15 protein-coding genes are annotated in these 20,366 nt (G+C 44.5%); all 15 read left to right on the top strand.

Translation table 11 applies throughout. From position 1 onward, the window contains the following. Positions 1 to 7: 7 nt before the first annotated feature. The 15 genes from LRR79_RS10460 (at position 8) to LRR79_RS10530 (ending at position 20,355) form a co-directional block, all read left to right on the top strand. Positions 8 to 2,815 carry a hypothetical protein gene (locus LRR79_RS10460; protein WP_231757156.1) on the top strand — a complete coding sequence of 936 codons (2,808 nt, stop codon included), beginning with the start codon at positions 8 to 10 and terminating at the stop codon, positions 2,813 to 2,815. A gap of 30 nt (positions 2,816 to 2,845) precedes the next feature. Continuing rightward, positions 2,846 to 3,844, top strand: a complete 999-nt coding sequence (gene pseB, locus LRR79_RS10465) for a UDP-N-acetylglucosamine 4,6-dehydratase (inverting) (RefSeq protein WP_231757157.1) — start codon at positions 2,846 to 2,848, stop codon at positions 3,842 to 3,844. Beyond that, on the top strand, positions 3,845 to 5,005 hold the full coding sequence (gene pseC / locus LRR79_RS10470; RefSeq protein WP_231757158.1) for a UDP-4-amino-4,6-dideoxy-N-acetyl-beta-L-altrosamine transaminase: 1,161 nt from the start codon (positions 3,845 to 3,847) through the stop codon (positions 5,003 to 5,005). Further along, the gene (gene pseF / locus LRR79_RS10475) at positions 5,002 to 5,706 is read left to right on the top strand and encodes a pseudaminic acid cytidylyltransferase (protein ID WP_231757159.1); all 705 of its coding nucleotides are present in this window, start codon (positions 5,002 to 5,004) and stop codon (positions 5,704 to 5,706) included. Before pseC ends, pseF begins: the two co-directional genes overlap by 4 nt. Then, positions 5,703 to 6,815 (top strand): UDP-2,4-diacetamido-2,4,6-trideoxy-beta-L-altropyranose hydrolase, encoded by a 1,113-nt coding sequence (gene pseG, locus LRR79_RS10480; protein WP_231757160.1) that lies wholly within the window; start codon positions 5,703 to 5,705, stop codon positions 6,813 to 6,815. The genes pseF and pseG overlap by 4 nt, the downstream gene beginning before the upstream one ends. A gap of 13 nt (positions 6,816 to 6,828) precedes the next feature. Further along, positions 6,829 to 7,329 carry a UDP-4-amino-4,6-dideoxy-N-acetyl-beta-L-altrosamine N-acetyltransferase gene (gene pseH, locus LRR79_RS10485; RefSeq protein WP_231757161.1) on the top strand — a complete coding sequence of 167 codons (501 nt, stop codon included), beginning with the start codon at positions 6,829 to 6,831 and terminating at the stop codon, positions 7,327 to 7,329. Beyond that, positions 7,322 to 8,386, top strand: a complete 1,065-nt coding sequence (gene pseI, locus LRR79_RS10490; protein WP_231757162.1) for a pseudaminic acid synthase — start codon at positions 7,322 to 7,324, stop codon at positions 8,384 to 8,386. Before pseH ends, pseI begins: the two co-directional genes overlap by 8 nt. Positions 8,387 to 8,471: 85 nt before the next feature. Then, the gene (locus LRR79_RS10495) at positions 8,472 to 9,335 is read left to right on the top strand and encodes a glycosyltransferase family 2 protein (protein WP_231757163.1); all 864 of its coding nucleotides are present in this window, start codon (positions 8,472 to 8,474) and stop codon (positions 9,333 to 9,335) included. Positions 9,336 to 9,350: 15 nt separating this feature from the next. Continuing rightward, positions 9,351 to 11,123 carry a hypothetical protein gene (locus LRR79_RS10500; protein WP_231757164.1) on the top strand — a complete coding sequence of 591 codons (1,773 nt, stop codon included), beginning with the start codon at positions 9,351 to 9,353 and terminating at the stop codon, positions 11,121 to 11,123. A gap of 148 nt (positions 11,124 to 11,271) precedes the next feature. After that, the gene (locus LRR79_RS10505) at positions 11,272 to 13,401 is read left to right on the top strand and encodes an alginate lyase family protein (protein WP_231757165.1); all 2,130 of its coding nucleotides are present in this window, start codon (positions 11,272 to 11,274) and stop codon (positions 13,399 to 13,401) included. Between the two features lie 272 nt (positions 13,402 to 13,673). Next, the gene (locus LRR79_RS10510; RefSeq protein ID WP_231757166.1) at positions 13,674 to 16,523 is read left to right on the top strand and encodes a hypothetical protein; all 2,850 of its coding nucleotides are present in this window, start codon (positions 13,674 to 13,676) and stop codon (positions 16,521 to 16,523) included. A 239-nt stretch (positions 16,524 to 16,762) separates the two neighbouring features. After that, positions 16,763 to 17,566: a sulfotransferase family 2 domain-containing protein gene (locus tag LRR79_RS10515; protein ID WP_231757167.1), complete on the top strand. Its 804-nt coding sequence runs from the start codon at positions 16,763 to 16,765 to the stop codon at positions 17,564 to 17,566. 174 nt (positions 17,567 to 17,740) lie between these two features. Further along, on the top strand, positions 17,741 to 18,610 hold the full coding sequence (locus LRR79_RS10520; protein WP_231757168.1) for a glycosyltransferase: 870 nt from the start codon (positions 17,741 to 17,743) through the stop codon (positions 18,608 to 18,610). Between the two features lie 57 nt (positions 18,611 to 18,667). Continuing rightward, positions 18,668 to 19,435 (top strand): glycosyltransferase family 2 protein, encoded by a 768-nt coding sequence (locus LRR79_RS10525; RefSeq protein WP_231757169.1) that lies wholly within the window; start codon positions 18,668 to 18,670, stop codon positions 19,433 to 19,435. After that, positions 19,432 to 20,355 carry an NAD-dependent epimerase/dehydratase family protein gene (locus LRR79_RS10530; RefSeq protein WP_231757170.1) on the top strand — a complete coding sequence of 308 codons (924 nt, stop codon included), beginning with the start codon at positions 19,432 to 19,434 and terminating at the stop codon, positions 20,353 to 20,355. Before LRR79_RS10525 ends, LRR79_RS10530 begins: the two co-directional genes overlap by 4 nt. Positions 20,356 to 20,366: the final 11 nt, after the last annotated feature.

A 20,366-nucleotide genomic window follows, 5' to 3' on the forward strand; every position in this document is an offset into this window, starting at 1 on the left:
GTATTCCGTGGTTAGAGATCTAAGTTATTATTTTGAGTCCGGGCTGGTGAAGATTGCGGCTGTCGTTGATGGTGCTGGTGACTATGATTTAATTTTGGGTGCGAGGCTGCAGAAAGAGTTATATCAAAAGATCGAAGCGACTCACGGAAAGATATTTTGGGAGGACGCTCATAAGCTACTTTGTGAAAAAATCTCGAAGTATCAAGTGCCCGTTTATGGGATAGATTCGTCTGCCAATATCTTGGCTTACGGTGCCACCGTCAATAATCGCAAGGAATTTGATTTTTTTTCAAAGCTGCTTGAACGGAATGGCTATTCCGAAAAGCTAGTGAATGTGCGGGACTGTGAGAAAGTTGTAGAACCACTAATAGTTACTTTCAAGAGAATTGAAGAGGCGAGAAACGTAATACTTTCAGTTGCGGCGCGCTTTTTGTCATTGAGAGGGTATATATCTAAGTCAATATTGCATCAGGTATTGAATTATAGTCTTACATTCCTGTGTGCAATTGCTACATTGGTGACGTCGAAAGCAAAAGTATTTGTTGTCGCTAATGATCATTCGCCGATGCCTGTCGCGTTCTCCGTTGTAGCCAAATACTTTGGGGTAACCACGCTCTACATCCAGCATGCAGAAGTGACGGAAATCTTTCCGCGGAACGATTTTGACTTTTCAATTTTGCGCAACCAGGCCTCACGTAACGTCTATGAGAAAATAGCTCCATTGACCGGGGAATCTATATACCTCAGTAGAATCGACAAAGATCTCACTTTGGGACGAATATTGCATTCTCGCCAGCTTCTGCGGGAGAAAGTTGACCCGGCAATAGTTATTTATCCTAGCAGTAGTTTTGTTGTAGGTGAGCTTGGAGAGCTTGTACGAAGGCTTCGACTAGGTGGTGTTCCCTCTGATGTGAGGGTAAAACCACACCCATCCTTTAGTGCCTTTGAAGTTTTCGATAAGTTGAATGTCGGGGTTCTGAAGGAGGTCCCGGAGTACCCTCATATTGCTATATGTGGTAATTCATCAGTAGTGGTTGAGTTATTAGCAAGGGGGAACTTGGTTTACCAGTATTTCAAACTGGATTCTATTGTTGATGATTACTACGGTTTTGTGCGGCGGGGACTAACTAGCTCTTTAGCGGATATTGATACAAGTGGAAAGTTCTGGTCTGACGATAAAGATGGGAAGGCTTGGGGGGCTGTGCTTGGTGAGTACCTGCCGAACTTGGATACTGACCGTAATTTGATCGAAAAGCGACGCGAATCATTGTTCTTCAGAAAATTGTTCGTGGCCTCCGGGCTTTCCAGAGAATGGGATCACGCTATTTCAAAAGAGTTTAGTTTTTATAGAGATTTGTTTTGTTTTAATCAGACATTTACAAATTTTATGAGGGCTGGGCGAGCTGCTCGCTATGGTGACCTGTGGATAATTAAGCGGTTAAATAGTTACTTTGACTCGCGCAGTCCTTTATTAAGTAAGCTTTTCAATTCAGCTGATTTGACGGTTTGTCAGTCTATATTGGACTTCTGGTTGATCGCTAAAAGAATCGAGTGGACGGGATATCCCCCCTCGCATGAAAATATTGCATTACTGATAGAGTTTGCATGTAATTACTCTGGTGGTGAAGGCGCTGAAAAGTGGGTTGAAGCAAAAATCTTCGACATTATTCTTAGGCATTCAAATAATTTTACGTTAATTGGTTTTTTAAATCGTACAAGGCATTTTAGGGTGGAAAATGCCAGTATCAATCGACGTATAGCTTTTTTGCGTTTTGCCCAAGCTGATCAGGATCAAGGCCATACGTTGCTAAAGTATTTTGATTACCGAAAAGCAGATTTGACTCCACTAGAAAGGTTGAAGATTTCTGTGCAATGTCTCCTCAAGGTGAGGGGTGAATTTGAATTCTCCGACTATCAAGAGGTCGAGCGCAAATTTATCGAATACCTCCCGGCCATATCAGCTGAGTATAAATTGGCTGTAATAAATGTCTACGATCAATTACGAGATCGAGTTGTACTGTTGGATGTAAAGAGGAACTCTGACCAGTTTCAGCGCTTTGTGGCAATGGTCGAGTCAAAGTTGGTGTCTCGTGAGGGTTTTTCTTTCATAAGATTAAGTGATGGTGAAGGATACTTATTTCGGGATTATAGTGAGCATTTCTCTGAAGATGATGCACTGAATCGTGAGAGACACTGGTGGGGGCAGGAAATTCCGGCGGATCTGCGAGAAAAAATTTCTAATAATGCTAAGGCGGCGATTCAAAACGCTGATGTTTTGGGGATTCCAAGTGTGTACCGTTTTTTGAGGGATCACTCTGACAAGTCTGTTACATTGAAGAATAGTGTTCAGGGGCGCGGGCTTCTTTCTGTTCTCGAGGGAATTCGTATGCTTGACCGAGGATCTGCAATTTATACAGATGATAAAGCTAATCTGGCTGTTTTTAATAACATGCAGGTACTTCGGAAAATTGCTCAATTGGCTGGGAAGGTGATCATTGTGTCCAGTGGCGAACCGAATAACCTTAAGAATATCCTGGGTGAAACCATTGACACCCGGCTCATTTCTATCCCTACACATAATAAAACTTTGAAAAATGATAGGTACACTAGCTTCGAACAGCCATTACCTTTTCTGTTTCAGAATATTTGTGATGCCATTTCAGGCTTGGCAGTAGCTGGTGACTTGGTTCTTGTGGGAGCAGGAGTGGCCGGAAAAATTTTCATGGATACCGCCAAAAGCAAAGGTGCTGTCGCGCTTGATATGGGTAGCGCTATGGATGAGATTCTTGGCGCAGGTATCCACTCTTTACATTAATTATTTACATAATCATATGGAGTAAAAATAGTGTTTGATAATTCTTCTATTCTCGTTACTGGTGGCACTGGTTCGTTTGGGCACACTTTCATTCCAATGCTGTTGGAGAAATATAACCCAAGCCGAGTCATTATCTTCTCTCGAGACGAAATGAAACAATGGGAAATGGCAAAAAAATTCAAGGACGATCCTCGTGTTCGTTTCTTCATTGGAGACGTAAGAGACCGTGAGCGCGTTTATCGTGCGCTTGATGGGGTTGATTACGTCGTGCATGCCGCAGCAACTAAAATTGTGCCAACAGCCGAGTACAACCCTTTTGAGTGTGTGAAGACCAATGTTCATGGCGCAATGAACCTGATTGATGCCTGTATAGATAAGGGTGTGAAGAAAGTGGTTGCACTATCTACGGACAAGGCAAGTAGCCCGGTGAATCTATATGGTGCGACTAAGTTGACGTCCGACAAGCTTTTTGTGGCGGGCAACTCTTACGCTGGCGCTCACAATACGCGCTTTTCAGTTGTTCGCTACGGGAATGTAATGGGGTCTCGTGGTTCCGTGATTCCTTTCTTTATGTCAATTCGTGGAGAAGGTAAATTACCAATAACTGACCCGAGAATGACTCGCTTCATGATCTCACTGGAGCAAGGTGTAGAGCTCGTATGGCATGCTTTTAATGATATGGAAGGTGGCGAAATATATGTCAAAAAAATTCCTTCTATGAAGGTTACTGATGTGGCTAAAACAATAGCACCTGACGCAGAGCAAGAGATTATTGGAATTCGCCCTGGAGAAAAATTGCACGAGCAAATGATTGGTGCTGAAGACTCCTTCTATACCTATGAGTATCCAGAGCACTTCAAGATATTACCGGCCATCCACGATTGGGACAAGTGTGCAAACCGGATTAAGGATGGTACTAAAGTGCCAGAAGGTTTTATTTATGCCAGTGACAATAACAGTGACTGGATGAATGAGAGCGAGCTTGGTGCTTGGATTGACACCAATAAAGATAAGATTGGGAGTATTTAAGTGATTCCTTACGGTCGCCAGGATATTTCGCAAGAAGATATTGATGCGGTAGTTAGCGTTCTCACTTCAGATTTCTTGACGCAGGGGCCGATGGTGCCCCGCTTTGAGGAGGCAGTCGCGAGTAAAGTTGGTGCCAAGTACGCAGTCGCTGTTAATAGCGCCACATCAGCATTACATATTGCGTGCCTGGCACTGGGGTTGGAGGTGGGAGACCGCCTTTGGACTAGCCCTGTCACGTTTGTTGCGTCCGCAAATTGTGCACTCTACTGCGGCGCCAAAGTAGATTTTGTCGATATAGATGCAAAATCGTATAACCTCTGCCCGGTAGCGCTTGAGAAGAAATTAGTTGATGCTGAAGCACAAGGCTTGCTCCCCAAGGTGGTTGTAGTCGTTCATCTTTGTGGTCAACCATGTGACATGCAGGCTATCCGAAAGTTAAGCCATAGGTTTAACTTCAAAGTAATTGAAGATGCTTCTCATGCAATTGGCGGAAAATATCAAGGTAAGTATATCGGTGGGGGGCAATACAGTGATATTACTGTTTTCAGTTTCCACCCGGTAAAGATCATTACTACTGCCGAAGGTGGCATGGCTGTCACTAATGACCCTAAAATTGCCCAAAAACTACAATTACTACGTAGTCATGGAATTACGCGTGACCCTGCACTAATGACTCATAAGCCTGATGGTTCTTGGTATTACCAGCAGGTTGATCTCGGATTTAACTACCGAATGACGGAGATGCAAGCCGCGCTAGGTGCATCCCAACTTGGACGACTTGATGCATTTGTAAGCCGTCGTCATGAGTTGGCCGCTCGCTATAACGAATTGCTGGATGGACTGCCTGTCCTTACTCCTTGGCAACACCCTGATAGTTATTCCGGCTTTCATTTATATGTGATTCGTCTGAAACTGAATGAGTTGACGGCCAGTCACAGTGAAGTGTTTGACTCATTAAGGGCCCAGGGGATTGGTGTCAATCTACACTATATCCCTGTACATACCCAGCCGTTCTATCAACGCATGGGCTTCAAGGTTGGGCTTTACCCAGAATCGGAGCGTTACTATAGTGAGGCCATCAGCCTTCCGATGTTCCAAACTATGACCGAAGCTCAGCAAGATGAAGTTGTAGCAGCCCTAAGAAAGGCAATTGATGCATGAATGCAGCAATAATCCCAGCTAGAGGGGGCAGCAAACGGATTCCCCGTAAAAACATTCGGAGCTTTGGCGGAAAGCCAATGATTGCCTGGTCAATTGAGGCGGCAATCGAGAGCGATTGCTTTGACCACGTGATCGTTTCAACCGATGACTCTGAAATTGCAGAGATCGCTATTCAGTACGGGGCCGCGGTACCATTTATGCGCCCTTCAGTTTTGTCCGACGATTATACTGGAACGATCCCTGTAATTCGTCACGCTATCCATTGGTTGCAGTCCAATCAACTGGACGTGGACTATGCATGCTGCATTTATGCGACTGCACCATTTGTTTGCGCGGAAGATATTCGCCGTGGGTTGGCGTTGTTAAAAGCATCAGGTGCAGATTATGCGTTTTCTGTAGCGAGCTATGTGTTTCCAGTACAGCGAGCTATACGGTTGGCGGATAATGGTCGAGTCAAAATGGCGTACCCGGAGCACTTTGATACTCGTTCACAAGATCTTGAAGATATGTACCATGATGCCGGCCAATTCTATTGGGGAAAAGTCGATGCGTGGCTGAATGAACGAGTGATTTTTTCACAAGGATCTGTCCCCGTGCCTTTACCTCGTCATCGCGTGCAGGATATTGATACTCAAGAAGACTGGGAGCGAGCAGAGTGGATGCTTAAGGCTAAGCTGGCGCAGGCAGGTGTTAACCAGTGAAAGTTGCTTTTCGGGTCGACGCCTCCTTTCTCATAGGCACTGGGCATGTAATGCGATGCTTGACGCTTGCTGAAGCTCTCAGTGAATTTGGGGCAACTTGTTACTTTATTTGTCGCAATCATCGAGGAAACTTGTGCGACCTAATACTTGCCAAAGGTTTTCAACTGAAAATTCTTCCCAGCAATGACAGCGGTGCCAGTTCGATTGAAAAAGCAGAAGTAGCTCTTAGTTATAAATCGTGGCTGGGTTGTAATTGGGAAATTGATGCGGAACAGACTGCCAGCGTGATTGAGCATATTAAACCGGATTGGCTAGTAGTAGATCACTATGCAATCGATAGGAATTGGGAGTTAAATGTTAAGCCATTTACCCGGTTGTTGATGGTAATTGACGACCTTGCGGATCGTCCCCACATTTGCGATCTACTGATAGACCAAAATCTGGGAAGAGACCCATCAGATTATTCGCAGTTGGTGCCGGAATGTAGCAAAAATCTGATTGGTCCCGATTTCGCTTTACTACGTCCCGAATTTGCGTTCTTAAGAACTTCAAGTCTCTCTCGTCGATCAAAGGGAGGCTTGAAAAACATTCTTATCACGATGGGTGGTATCGATCGAGGCAACGCCACAGGTGAAGTCTTGCATGCATTGAAGGGGTGTAAGCTGGGACCCGACTGTAAGGTTACGGTAGTTTTAGGAGCTCACGCACCATGGTTGAATCACGTTCGGTACCTCGTTAAAGACCTGCCATTTGATACCCAGGTTCTGGTCAATGTTGATGATATGGGACGGAGAATGGCAGGCAGCGACTTGGTTGTCGGCGCTGCCGGAGGAACTGCATGGGAGCGAGCATGCCTTGGAGTTCCGTCTATCATTGTGCTCCTTGCGGAAAATCAAGAGCCCGGCGCCGCTGCATTACAGGCGGCCGGGGCTGCAAGAGTTGTAGGAAAAGTTGAGGATATCCGAGCTCTTTTTCCCAAAATATTGGATGAAGTATCCCGCGGTGAAATATTGATGGAAATGTCTCGGTCTGCAGCCAAAATTACCAACGGCCTCGGAGCTAAGAACGTTGCTCAGGTAATGAAAGAAGAGTTTTTCGGTCATGGTTAGTGCAGTTCGAACTATGAATGAAGCTGACCTCGACTTGGTTTTAGAGTGGCGAAACCATATAGAGGTCAGGCGTTATATGTACACGCAAGACAAGATAGATTTTGACCAGCATAAGAGTTGGTTTGACAGTAGCTCGAAAAATACAAGCCGACGATTATTGATTTTTGAGCAAGGTGATACTCCGCTCGGGTTTGTCAGCTTTAACAGAATAAACGGCGGCGATGTTGCGGATTGGGGATTTTATACGGCACCTGACGCACCAAAAGGAACAGGTAAAGAACTCGGAGAAACTGCTCTAGCCTATGGATTTGACAAGCTAAATTTACATAAGGTTTGCGGCCAAGCCCTGTCGTTCAATGAGCGATCAATAAGGTTTCATCGACGTCTTGGTTTCAAGCAAGAGGGTATCCTTCGAGACCAATACAGATATGGTAAATCATATTGCTCGGTGGTGTGCTTTGGCTTATTGACTACTGAATGGAAAAATATCAAGCGCGAGGAAAAAAATGTTTAAAGGCACCCCTAGTATTAATATAGCTGGCCGTGAAGTTTCAGTAGAAAACCGACCGTATATTATCGCTGAATTGTCTGCAAACCATAATGGTAGCCTAGATACTGCGCTAAAAATTGTCACCGAGGCAAAGCGGGCGGGAGCTGATGCTATAAAATTGCAGACGTATCGACCTGATACAATTACGTTAAATAGCAATGCAAAAGATTTTCAAATAAGTGGAGGGCTCTGGGATGGTCGCACTTTGTATGAGTTGTATCAAGAAGCCCACATGCCATGGGAGTGGCATGCTCCGTTATTTGAGTTGGCAAGGGAGCTTGGGATCACTATGTTTAGCTCCCCATTTGACAGTACAGCGGTTGACCTCCTTGAAGATTTGGGGGCCCCGGCCTACAAAATTGCTTCTTTCGAAGCGGTAGATCTGCAGTTGATCAAGTACGCTGCGGGAACCGGTAAGCCCATGATAATTTCAACGGGTATGGCTGATGCAGTTGAAATTGAAGAAGCCATTACTGCAGCACGAGACGGTGGCTGTAAAGAACTCGCAGTTCTTCATTGTGTGAGTGGATATCCGGCTCCTGCAGGCGATTACAATCTTAGAACTCTGAGTGACATGTCTCAACGGTATGGTTTGGTAACAGGTCTCTCAGATCACACTCTTGATAATACAACTGCTATTGCTAGTGTGGCACTGGGTGCCTCGATAATCGAGAAACATTTTACCTTGGATCGAAACGGGGGAGGGCCAGATGACAGCTTCTCTTTGGAGCCGCGGGAGCTGCAAGAGCTGTGCCGGGATACCAAGACCGCATGGGAGGCACTCGGTACTGTTAATTACGGCCGCAAGTCAAGTGAAACGGGAAATGTGCAGTTCAGAAGATCGTTATACTTTGTGAAATCTCTGCTGCCCGGAGAAGTTATTACTGCTGACGCAATACGTAGCGTTCGACCAGGGTATGGCCTACCTCCAAAATTTTACGACTCAGTTATAGGGAAGAAAGTAAACTCAGTTGTTTACGAGAATACTCCAGTTACTGCGAGTGTTCTCCAAGATCACTGAAACTTTAGGGCGTGCAGGCATTCCTCTATGGAGGAATGCCTGCTCTATTTCTTAGCATGCTGAAATATCTATCGCGGATTATCCGATGAAATATTCGATTATTGTTCCGATCTATGAGCAGTGGCATCTTGTGCCGGATTTAATAGATTGTTTGGAGCGTCAATCGACATGTGCTGAGACTTTTGAAGTTGTTCTGGTAGATAACGGCTCGACAATTTTTTGCCCTCCAGATCGAGTCTCAAATAGGTTTCGTATAATCAAGTGCAAAAGGCCGGGGTCATACGCCGCTCGTAATTATGGAGTTAGACACTCCAAAGGAGAGTGGCTTGTATTCACAGATGCGGATTGTCTTCCCGAGCCAGATTGGCTTTCAGAAATCAACCAAAAAGTAGCTCAACTTAACGGGCAGACATTCGTTATTGCTGGGAATATAAAAATGTTGCCGAGCTCAAGCTCGCCATGTGCTTATGAAATTTACGACCTGGTAAAAGGTGTACCGCAATCGAAATATGTAAAGCAAGGGTATGCTGCCACAGCAAATTTAGCATTTTCCAGAAGCTTGTTTGACATGGTCGGTGGATTTGATGAGTGCCGATACTCAGGTGGAGATGCGGAATTCTGTCGACGAGCTGTACATAACAAAGCTACATTAATTTTTGCTGAAGATGCAGTTGTAGGTCATAGGGCGCGTCGTAGCTGGTTCGATATTGCGAGTAAAGCACGTCGTATCAAAGGAAGCCAGTTGCGTCGTGGATCCTTTACTGCGCGATTTCTAACAATTGGGCGAACTTTTCTTCCACCATTGTTCGCTGTAGTGCGTTTTTTAAGGTTAAGAGATTTTTCAATGAATTCCAGGGCTATAGCCATCATGGTTCAGTTCAGAATCTGGACTGTGGAAATATATGAGGTCATACGATTATTACTGCGCGCAGAAGCTGAGCGACGTTAAGAAGAGATTCGATGTATGAATTTAGTGGCTCAAACAAAAATATTCTGGTCGTGGTATTTCCGAATTTTCAATACATTCTGGGGGGTTAGGCCAGGTGTATTCACGACCGTAGTACTTTTTTCCCTAATTGAAAAATTTTGCAATTTAATTGCAATGGTTCTTCCATTAAAGATTATTCTGCTCGCTAGCTCTGAGGGAATACCTAAATATTTTCAATTTTTTATGGGAATTGAATATAAGCAGCATTGGATAATTGGATTGTCGGCCGCGGCAATCGGCTTTCATTTGGTAGGGTTTGGATTTAGTGCAATTTCTGAGCGCCTAGCAGCTTTGGGTGGGGCTGAGGTTGTGGCTAAGGCGAATGAAATCAACGTGGTTTATGGACGAGAACAAAAGCTGAGAAATTATTATTCAGCGTTTTGCAGGATTTTGTCGAGTGCCACCTTCGTATTTTTGGTTCTTTCAGTCTTGGTGTGGCTTGACGATACTCTTTTACTGGCACTTTTATGCTCATTGTCCTTGCAGTATATGTTTTCAGTGTGGGTGCTTAGACCTTTGCCGCAAGCGCGAATGTCAAGGGTTGGTAGGTTTGCGAAAAATGAGCTTCCAGACTACTTGAACTCACTTACTTACGTAAACTTTATCGTTTGCTTTGTTATCGTACTAATGCCTTTCGTACTTGGATATCCTGCAAGCGTATTCTCTGCAGTCGTATCAATAATTTTACTTAGGCACGCGATAAATGCGATAGGAGGTATCGTAAAGGATTGTGTGAAGTTATGGGGTTGGAAAGACGGGATTGACCCTCTCGTTCTTCGAAATGTTCAAGTAAAGAAAAATGAATCACCAGAAACAGTAAGTTTTAGACAGCTTCTGGAAAAATCTAGCCGTGAAGAATGGGTTGCGAGAATACTTCCGAAGAATGTTTTATCTGAAGCGTCAGTTTCCGTTGAGTGGCTAGATCCTCCGCAGAAAGGCATAAACACATTTCAGGCTACAGTCGATACAAGTTCAGACTGTAAGAAAAGATCGTTTCTTCTTCAAGTTATGGATGTAAGGTGGAAACATCTTATTTCAAATGAACAGTACTTACTCAAACACGTGCCTCATGACGTATTGCTTGCGCCTGCCCGTGTTGCAACTGTGATGGAGGACGAGTTTGCGGCTCAGTTCTTGGAGGTCGAAGATGGAAAACGTGCTTCCAATGAGCTATGGCGTAAAGTGGAGAAGATAATTCTTCTAGAGCATTGGAGTTATTGCCCTTCGAGGGCATTATGTTCTGGCTTTGTTTTATCTCACCCGCTCTTACATCAGCGAGTTACTTTGAGCTTCGTAAAGAAAGTCTCCCTGGCTATTGATACGGAAGATGAAGCGAAAGTTTTCTCCTTATTTCTAAATACGTATCCTGAACTAATTAGGGTATTGCAATCTTTACCCTTGTATGTTTTTAACCCTGATCTGCAGCGTGATAATGTAATTGTTTCCGGAGGTCAGAGCCCCAAGCAATTTGTAACCAGCTGGGGCAGGTGGGCTTTGGAGCCAGTCGGCGTAAAATTACCTGCCGGAGCTAGTGAAATTCTGCTTGAAGATATGATTCATGAGCTAAGACAAAAAAGACCCACTCTTCCAGAAGACTATTCTATTTTCCATTTGAGTTTAGCGAACCGGGTTTTTCGCTTGGAAAGTATGATAAATGGACAAAAATTTAAAGCGGCTCTGGCTGAAATGTCCATAATTCTTGAAAATTCATTGTTGAGAAAGGGGTGTGGTCTTGCTGAATCTGCGTAATGTTGTCGCTGCAGTTCCTGGAGTCAGGGCCTTTAAGCGTTCAATTTTCAATCGGAAAACGTCGCGTCCTACACCAGTCGGCTTCCCCTCTGATCGCGGTAAACCACATGTGTCTACGTCACCAGGGGGGGGCACTCAGATATCGGAAGTGCCTGATACTTTTGTGCTATGGCGAATTATTGGGAATGACCTTTTCCCCAGGCATGAAAGGGGGCAATCCAGAAAGAACCTCGCTTTTATACTGGAAAACGAACCAGATCTTTTAGGTTGTCAGAAACGATTTATAGTCAATCGAATTGTCGACCCAAATGAAGAGCGTTTGATAATAGAAATGCTCGAACGTACAGGTTATCCCTATATCCGTATTCCCTTCGATTGGAATGAGTATCGGCAGCTGACATGGGATACCTCAGGTGTCCCATCAGATTATGCCCCTTATACCGAATCCTTTGCTGAGTTGCCTCAACAGGCTAGGCACCAGATTGAAATGCGAATTTTCCGTCACAAAAATAACTATGTGATGAATAACAATGGTGCAAGAAATGTAGCGCTACGGGAAGGGAAGAAGCTTGCAAAGTGGGTCCTTCCTTGGGATGGTAATTGTTATCTTACGGGCAGCGCATGGAGAGAGCTTCGCAGTGCTGTGATTTCGAAACGTGATGTACCATATCACATTGTTTCGATGGCGAGGATTACGGAGAACAGTAAACTACTCGATAAAGAATATATGCCGGAAGCCGCGGAAGAGCCTCAAATTCTGTTTCGTGCGGATTCAAAATCTGAATTTAATGAAGACTACAGTTATGGTAGACGACCTAAAGTAGAATTACTTTGGCGCCTGGGTGTTCCGGGAACATGGGATAGATGGCCTATCGAACCTTGGGACTTGGCGTGCCCACCCTATTCATCTGAAGCCGGGCAGTTTACTTATTCCGGCTGGGTTGCCAGGCTTTATTCTGGAAAAGCAAACCTTGAAAAGCAAAAAGATCACAAAGCATTAGTTGGACGGGGCGAAGCGAGGATGGAGGCTGTTGGCACTCTTCTTTCGAGTCTTGATGCTAAGGTGCTCGAGTCGAGTATCGACTCGGACCTACCAGTTTTTTCTAATCCTAGCAAATTGTCTGATGCCTCTTCGTGTCTACTGGGTAAATTGCGTACTGCTGCTAATCAAGCAATGTCGCGCGGTCCTTACTCAGTTGTGGACAAAAAAACCCTCCCTCCCAGTCAAAATCCTCACGATTATTGGCACGCTGCTCCATATTACTGGCCTCATCCATTGAAGTTGCCCGGATTGCCATACATTCGACGAGATGGTCTACGGGTACCTGGTACTCGGTTATACGAACCACAGAGTGATAATTACGATCGTACCCGGCTTCAACGTTTGTTTGACGACACCTATGTGTTGGCATTGGGCTGGCGGAATTTGGGTGATGATTCTTTTGGGCGGCACGCTGCCGCGTTGGTAAAGCACTGGTTTTTAGAGCCCTCTACAGCGATGAATCCCCACCTGGAGTTTGCACAGGTTCGAAAAGGACATAACAGAAATCGGGGGGCCAGCACAGGTATCATTGAGTTCAAAGACTTCTATTATTTTCTGGATGCAGTACGAATTTTACGAAGTGGTAGGTTTCTGAATCAAGCAGAAGTAATTAGTTTTGAGAATTGGTTAGGGGAGTATCTGCACTGGCTTTCTAGAAGCGAGCAAGGGTTTGGTGAGCGCTCAGCAAATAATAATCATGGTACCTATTACGATCTTCAGGTCGCCGCTATTAGTTTGTTTTTGGGTGAACATAAAATATTGCGGAGAACACTTCGCGACTCTCGATTTCGGATCCTTGAACAGTTTGATAGTGATGGAGCCCAGCCTCATGAATTGGCGCGCACAACCAGCGCTCATTACTGCTGTTTTAATTTGCAAGGCTGGATTCATCTTGCAATGTTGGCGGAATATATAGGTGAAGATCTTTGGTCTTTTACCGGTCGGGACGGTCAGAGTATTCGTAAGGGGATGGAATGGCTGATATCATATATCAATAAACCATGGCCTTTTAAGCAAATTGATACGTTTGACAAAGATCGCTTCTTACCGATCTTGTTAAGCTTTGATCGTAAGTACGGGCGCCCGTCTCGCATGGAGACGTTTGAGTCTCCGAGCGCCGAAGATCTAAAGCCTTTATTTTATCCACATGATGGAATTCGTCCATTCTGGAACATTGAAATGATTTCAACTAGAAATAAGTTCCTTAAATTTAGGAAGGAAAGTTTTGCATTGTAATATATGTAAACAAGTTTTACAGAAAATAGTAAGAATGAATTTCAACTAACACAGTTGGCAAGATAAATGGCCGTTAGCTCTCGAGTTGATAGGCTAACAGGGCTGACACTTTTTCCGAAAGAAATATATTTAATTGTTGAGAGGTTGATATGTCTTATTCTCCAGTATCAATGGCTATTGTTGGAGCTTATAAAAAACACAGGTCATTCTTGAGGCCGTTTAAGCAAGTCTTGGTACATCTCCATGTTTTCCGGGCAATCAGAAACTATGTTGTGAATAGCTCCCGCCCCAAAGTTGTCCGTGAAGTGGTGCGAGGGCCTTATTTGGAGGCTTTGATACGAGGGGGTGTTATTATAAATAAAGATTTGTCGCCAATGGAAATTGAGGAGCCTGATTGGAGTCGAGCAATTAACTGTTTTGAGTTTTGGCAGGCGCTTCCTCAGCACGTGCGTGCTAGGGAAGTTGAGTCGCCGAATGAATTTTTTAAGCTTTATATTTATCGCGAGAAGTATAGATGCCCAATTACAGGAGCTACTATTTCAATTGAAGCGGCCTTATCCTTTTTATGTCTATTTTCCCATCCGTTATATTGTAGATTCTTCAAAGATACACTGCTGGAATTCGATCGAAAACCTTCAGGTGAACTGGGTGTGCCGTCATTTTGTGGTAAAGCTTGCGTGGAAATTCCTGATTCTTTTCTGGGTCAGATGGCGAGCTCTCCCTTTGGGCGATTTCTGATTTCTTTAATGTACGCTAGACCACTCACTCGAGATCTGGAGGAGCTGCTTGCGACGTCTAAATCTCGAGTCGCTATCAACCTATTTGAAGATCTAATAATTTACTTGCGAGATCAGGTTAGATTTGATGACCTCAGGGATCTAATTGAAGTATATATTCAATGGTTTAATAAGTGTTCGCTTGATATTGGCGCGCGCTCTTATATTCGATTTTTTGACACCCTCACAGTCGGCGTCAAAAATCTCAATGCTAGAGTTGTTAACGATTTTCCTGTGTTAGATATTTCGCGGGTTGAGAATCAACATCATTATATTGTGTTATGCCGATCATATTTCCGGCTTGCGTTGGGGATGGCTAAATATGATGTTGCAAAAGAAATTCTGGAAAGCGCTGGGGAAATCGATCCCGTTACCTCACTCTCGCTAGCACTACTTACACACCAAAAACCGTTTAAGGTGGAGAGGCAGCCTGAAGTCCGACAACAACTCCAGTTATTATCGGCTGAGTTGATGCGTAAAATAGTTGCTTCAAATGTGAAGCTTGGCCCAGTCGTGTCACATATCGCATATCATGCCGTCACCGCGTCGGTCGATGATTTACGTGATGCCATAGTCACTTTACGAGATAGTGATATCCCCGAATTTGTTCAGCCTGACACTGGTTACTCTGCGCTGTTTGCAACGATATTATCGCAGCTAATACGGTTAGGCCTATATCGCGAAGGAGCGGAGCTTCTTTCTTTGTGTTCTAGAATGATGACCCCTAGTCATCAGAGCCTTTATAATATTCGGTTACATTTTGAGACAGGAAGTTGTGATTGGAATAAATTGAGAGGGGTGTGCTCAGAATCTGTAGTGCGTGAGTACTTGATGAAGTCTGCTGGTCTCACCGCTTGGAGGGCGAATAAGTTTTTCGAGGCGTTCTTGTATTTTTCTGCCGGGTACAAAGAGAATGATAAATTAGAGAAAAAAGTTGCTCGACAGTCCACGCTTGATAGGTTGCAATTTTTGCAGAGAACTAGCGACTTTGTTAATTCTGTCGTGCAGCCGCGTCGCCCTAAAGGACTCGTGCTTTTGGCAACATTAAATTGTTTTAATTCACTCGCGATGCTCGCACCAGTGATGGTGGAAATAAAGAGACGAAATTTTGCGGTAGCTGCGCTACTTGAAGGTGTTTTAGATTCTCCTTATTTGGAGGCTGGCTCTGAGATGTTCCTTTGCAATCATTTGTTTAATTCTATACGGCGTGAGCGTACTGATGGTAATGTAGTATTGGAATGGAATGTTGACTGGGGTGCTCGGGTTGTTAGCTCCGAGGGTGTAAACTTTTACCAAGGAATATATGAGCATTTATCAGCAAAATTTAGGCGGTCTACAATTAGTTTGGAAAACCCATTGGTTAAAGAGAGCTTTGACCAGTTGATCATGCTCTGTGATTACCTTCTGAGAGTTTGTTTGGAAATTGAAAAAGCTGCGCGTTCGGCAGAGTATCCTATTGTTATAGTCGGTAGCAATACCCATATTGCTCCTTATTCAGTGTTTCGAGATTTTATACTGGAAAGATCAATACCGAATCTTCGATTTGTGTCTTCAAATGTGGCGTATGAAAATTATTATACAAACTTGGGTAGTAAGTTTTCAGGATCAATGGCAGTAGTCGATATGACTTTGCACCGAACCTGTCGGGCTCCTTTTTTGGCACTTCGGCATAGGTTCGAAGAGTGGTATGAAGTGGAGAAAAACTCAGCTGAGCTGAATAGTAGGTTTTTAGAGCTAATCCACGAGAATAGAAATTCCGGCTCAGACGAAGATATTCCTGATTGTCACGATCTGATTGTGTCGGCAAAAAATGCCGGGAAGCGAGTTGTTTGCTGTTTTGGTAAAGTGTTGTGCGATCTTGCTGTGCCCTATGATGGTGGTCCTGCGCATTCGGATATGAAGGATTGGCTGCAGCATTCAGTCTCGACAGTTGCTGGTTCTGATGTGTTATTGTTGATTAAGCCACACCCTCATGAACTTCGGCCAGAAATTGCTTTAGATTTAACAGAAAAACTTGAGGATTTTCTGCCTGAAGACCTGCCAGAAAATGTAATTCTCCTCGGGCATAGGGACTACAATGTGCACGAGTTGGCTCGTTACATAGATCTTGCGGTACTTTGGAATGGTACTTCATGTTTAGAGCTTACGGGTCTCGGCGTGCCAGTAATTATGTGTTCCCACTTCGGTAAGTATGATTACCCGGTCGATCTTATTTATCCAGAGAATCGGGATTCATATGAAGAATCTAATTCTTTATTCTCAGTTGGATGCTCCTTCGGAAGAATTGCAAAAAAAGGCAATGGGTTTGCTTCACTACATGGGGACGGAAGAGGTTGCCATCCCTAATACCTATAGCCGAAGACCGATAACCAACGATAGTGTTGGTGTTCCACAATGGGATGAGGATAAAATTGCGGAATATTTGAAGTGTGGTGACGAACATATGGAGGTTGCTGCAGATAGAATTTTAGAGGGGTGCGTCACTTGACGTTGGTTCGATCTATTGCCTCCGTATGAGGTTTTGTATGCAGTGATAGGTGCGCATTGAGTCGTTTGATTTAATTCACTATTGATAGGGGCTGGAAATGGTGGAGCTTAAAGTTTTGGGGGCGATAGGGAGAAAGGTTTCGGGGACTTTTCTTTTTTCTGATTCAGAAAAGCGGATTCAGCGTCCTAGGATTTTCTTCTGCCATATTCCCAAGTGCGCTGGGTCATCTATTGTGTCAGCTGTTCGGAATAAGCTGTACCCTAATTGCGCTAATGGTACGTTCGAAATTGAACAGGCTCCAAGTAAGCGGTCCGCAAGATCTGTCGGGAAACCGATGATGGAGCTTCGAGAGAATATTCTCGCTTACAATTTGGCGTTGGATAGAAATTATTTTGGTCACGGGCATAGTTATTGTCGTCCTGAATTGGTTAAAGAATTTCTTGTCGATTGGGACTTCGTTACGATTCTCAGAGATCCAGTGGAGCGCTGGATTTCAGAGTACGTGTACAATACCTTCAAGGAAGGTGATTGGGCAAAGAACACGATGAGTTTAGAGCAATATCTTGATTCGAAGAAGGGGCTTTTCACAGGAAGGTACCTTCTTCACTACTTTTCAAATGAGTCCCGGTGCTCTGGTTTTGCTCCGGAACAGTATGTCACTGAAGCTTTGGATAATTTGTCTCGTTTTAGTGTTGTCGGAACGCTGGATCGTCTTGATCAATGGAGCAATGATATGATTCGGCGTTATGGAGTCACTTTAAAAATACCTAAAAAGAACGCTAGTCCAAGATCAGAAGTTGCAGAGGAAATAAGCTCGGACAGTAAGCTTGTTAAAAAAATTGAACGCCTCTGTAAGTATGATCTGGAAGTATACAATCGAGTTCTTGATCGCATATATTAGCGGAAAGGTGATTTGCTGCTGCTATGGTGTGTTGATTTTCGGGTTGATTCTCACTTAGGGGTTTTATTGTAGTATGCATTTTGTATTTTGGTTGTCCTGACGTGTTTCGGCTAGTGAGTGTTAATTCAAGGTCTTTACACCCTCTGTCGTTAAATTCGTAATCTGGTGCTTAAAATGCGTCTAAGTTTTAGCGTAATTGTTCCTGTATACAATCAATGGCAGTTCATTCCCGGTTTAATTGACAAGCTGAGATTGCAATCTTATGGGGTTGAAGATGTGGAAGTTCTTCTTGTTGACAATGGTTCATCAGAACTTCAGGTTCCCGACGAACTTCCGGAGAATGTGAGAGTTCTTTATTGCGAGGATCGTGGCTCCTACGCGGCCAGAAACTTTGGGGCTCGTTTTTCCTCTGGTAATTGGTTGGTCTTTACGGATGCAGATTGTTTACCCGAAACTGAGTGGCTAGAGCAGATTGCGAGAGCAATTAGTTCAAGTAATGGCGAAAACCGTATCATTGCGGGGGGTATCGACTCGTACTGTGAAGAGGTAAATCCTACGCTTTATGAAATATATGACATCGTACGTGGCATTCCGCAAGAGCGGTATGTTAGCCACGGATATGGTGCAACTGCCAATTTAACGGTACCAAGAAAAGCAATTGATATGCTCGAGGGCTTTAATCATCAGTTGTATTCGGGGGGGGATGCTGACTTTTGTCGTCGTGCCCGGAACCAGGGATTTGATATTGTTTATGTTAGCTCGGCCTTAGCTCAGCATCGTACCCGGTCTAGTTGGGAAGAAATTGCTACTAAGGCTCGGAGAGTAAAGGGGGGGCAGCTAGTTTGTAAGCCATTGAAGTATAGGGCGTGGATAGTTCTCCGAACGTTACTTTCTCCACTCGTCACCACTCACCGCTTTGTCAGCGAAAAACGTTATACGTTACGTTATCGTCTGATCGCAAGCTTTATTTACTTGCGAGTTTGGGGTGTGGAATTAGTGGAACTTGTGCGTGTCGGTTCCGGGCGAGAGCCTGAGCGTCGTTAGTTATTGGTGTTCTCGATCATGCAGCTAATATTAATTTACATTATTTCGAGCGTTTAGATGTCAATTATGAAAGGTAATGAGGTTAGCGTGATAATGCCTGCCTACAATGTTGCCGGCTATATTGAAAGTGCTGTACGGTCAGTCTTACGACAGTCCCATGCTGATCTTGAGCTTATCATCATTAATGACTGTTCTACCGATGGAACTGCTTTGCTCGTTGATAAGCTGTCTGTAGAAGATTCAAGAATACGAGTGATTCATAGTAACAAGAATCTTGGTGGTGCCGGGGCGAGAAACTTGGGGCTGGCGAGCGCTAGTTACTGCTACGTTGCCTTTATTGATGGTGATGATCTTTGGCATGAGGAAAAATTGGCGCGTCAGTTGACGATTCTTCAAAGAGGAGATGCCCAGCTCGTTTACACCGCAATTCAGAAAGTGGATTTTTCCGGGCTTCCGTTTGGGCAAGTGCAAAATGTTTCCCCTGAGGTCGACTACAAAACACTACTTGGCGACCCACTTATCGCCTGTTCCAGTGTGCTTCTTGATTATGGCGCGGTGGGTAGATGTAGAATGCCGGATATCCGAAAACGTCAAGATTTCGCGTTTTGGCTTAAGTTACTCCGCTCTGGTGTTGTCGCCAAGGGGATTGATATGCCGCTGACCTACTACAGGGTAAGACCAGGGTCATTGTCATCAAATAAGTTGAGTGCAGCGCTGTATACATGGCGAGTATATCGTGATTTTGAGCGATTGCCGCTTTGGAGGGCAATTCCTAATTTTGTTTCTTACGCATTCCGGGGCTTTCGAAAGCGGTTGAATCGATGATTGCAGGCAAGATACTAGTCACTGGTGCGAGTGGAACGATTGGTCGGGCACTGTTGAATAGGTTGAATTCAACGGGGGAATCAATGAGCTCTAGCAAGCCTACTCAATTCGGTGTAGCCGTTGCCCCTCACTGGAGACTCGGCCAGCCGTTAGGTGGCGCCTTGGATCGCGTGGAGTCGCTAGTGCATTTGGCTGCGCGTGTGCATATTCGGGGTAAGGGGTTTTCGGACAACTCTGGATTTATTAAAGATAATGCTGACGGGGCTCTTGCACTCGCTCAGGAAGCCAGCTTCTATGGTGTAAAGCGGTTTGTGTTTCTCAGCTCTATCGGGGTTTTGGGATCAAATTCGAGTACACCCTTGACTGAAAGTGCACCGTATAAAGCTCATAATGCGTATACTACTGCAAAGGCTTTGGCTGAAGAAAAATTAATGGATTTTGCAAATTCCAGCGATATGGAGTTAGTGATATTGCGCTCTCCTGCAGTCTTGGGCCCTGGTGTTAAAGGTAATGTGGCAAGTCTGGTTGGCGCAGTTAAACGTGGAATCCCGCTACCATTCTCCCGAGTACTTAATCAGCGTCAGTTTGTTGCGGTTGAAGATCTAGTATCCGCAATCGATTTGGCGCTGTCACACGAGGGTGCCCCAGGCGAGATATTTCATGTGGCCAATCCTGAGCGAGTCTCTACACGTGACCTTTGTAAAAGTGTTGCTTCGTGTATTGGCGTGAAGCCTAAATTGTGGCCCATTCCACCCGGTGTTCTGCGATCTGTATCGACCCTTGTCGGTCGAAAATCTCTAGGGGACGGTCTCACTGGCGATCTATTGATCAGCTCTGAAAAAATTACCCGTTTACTTGGGTGGCAGCCTAGGCAATCTCTTGACTCTGCATTATCCGATGCCATTCGGTCAATGAGCTAGCCGGGTCTTTC

Origin of the sequence: Microbulbifer elongatus, from assembly GCF_021165935.1 — a bacterium.
GTDB lineage: Bacteria > Pseudomonadota > Gammaproteobacteria > Pseudomonadales > Cellvibrionaceae > Microbulbifer > Microbulbifer elongatus.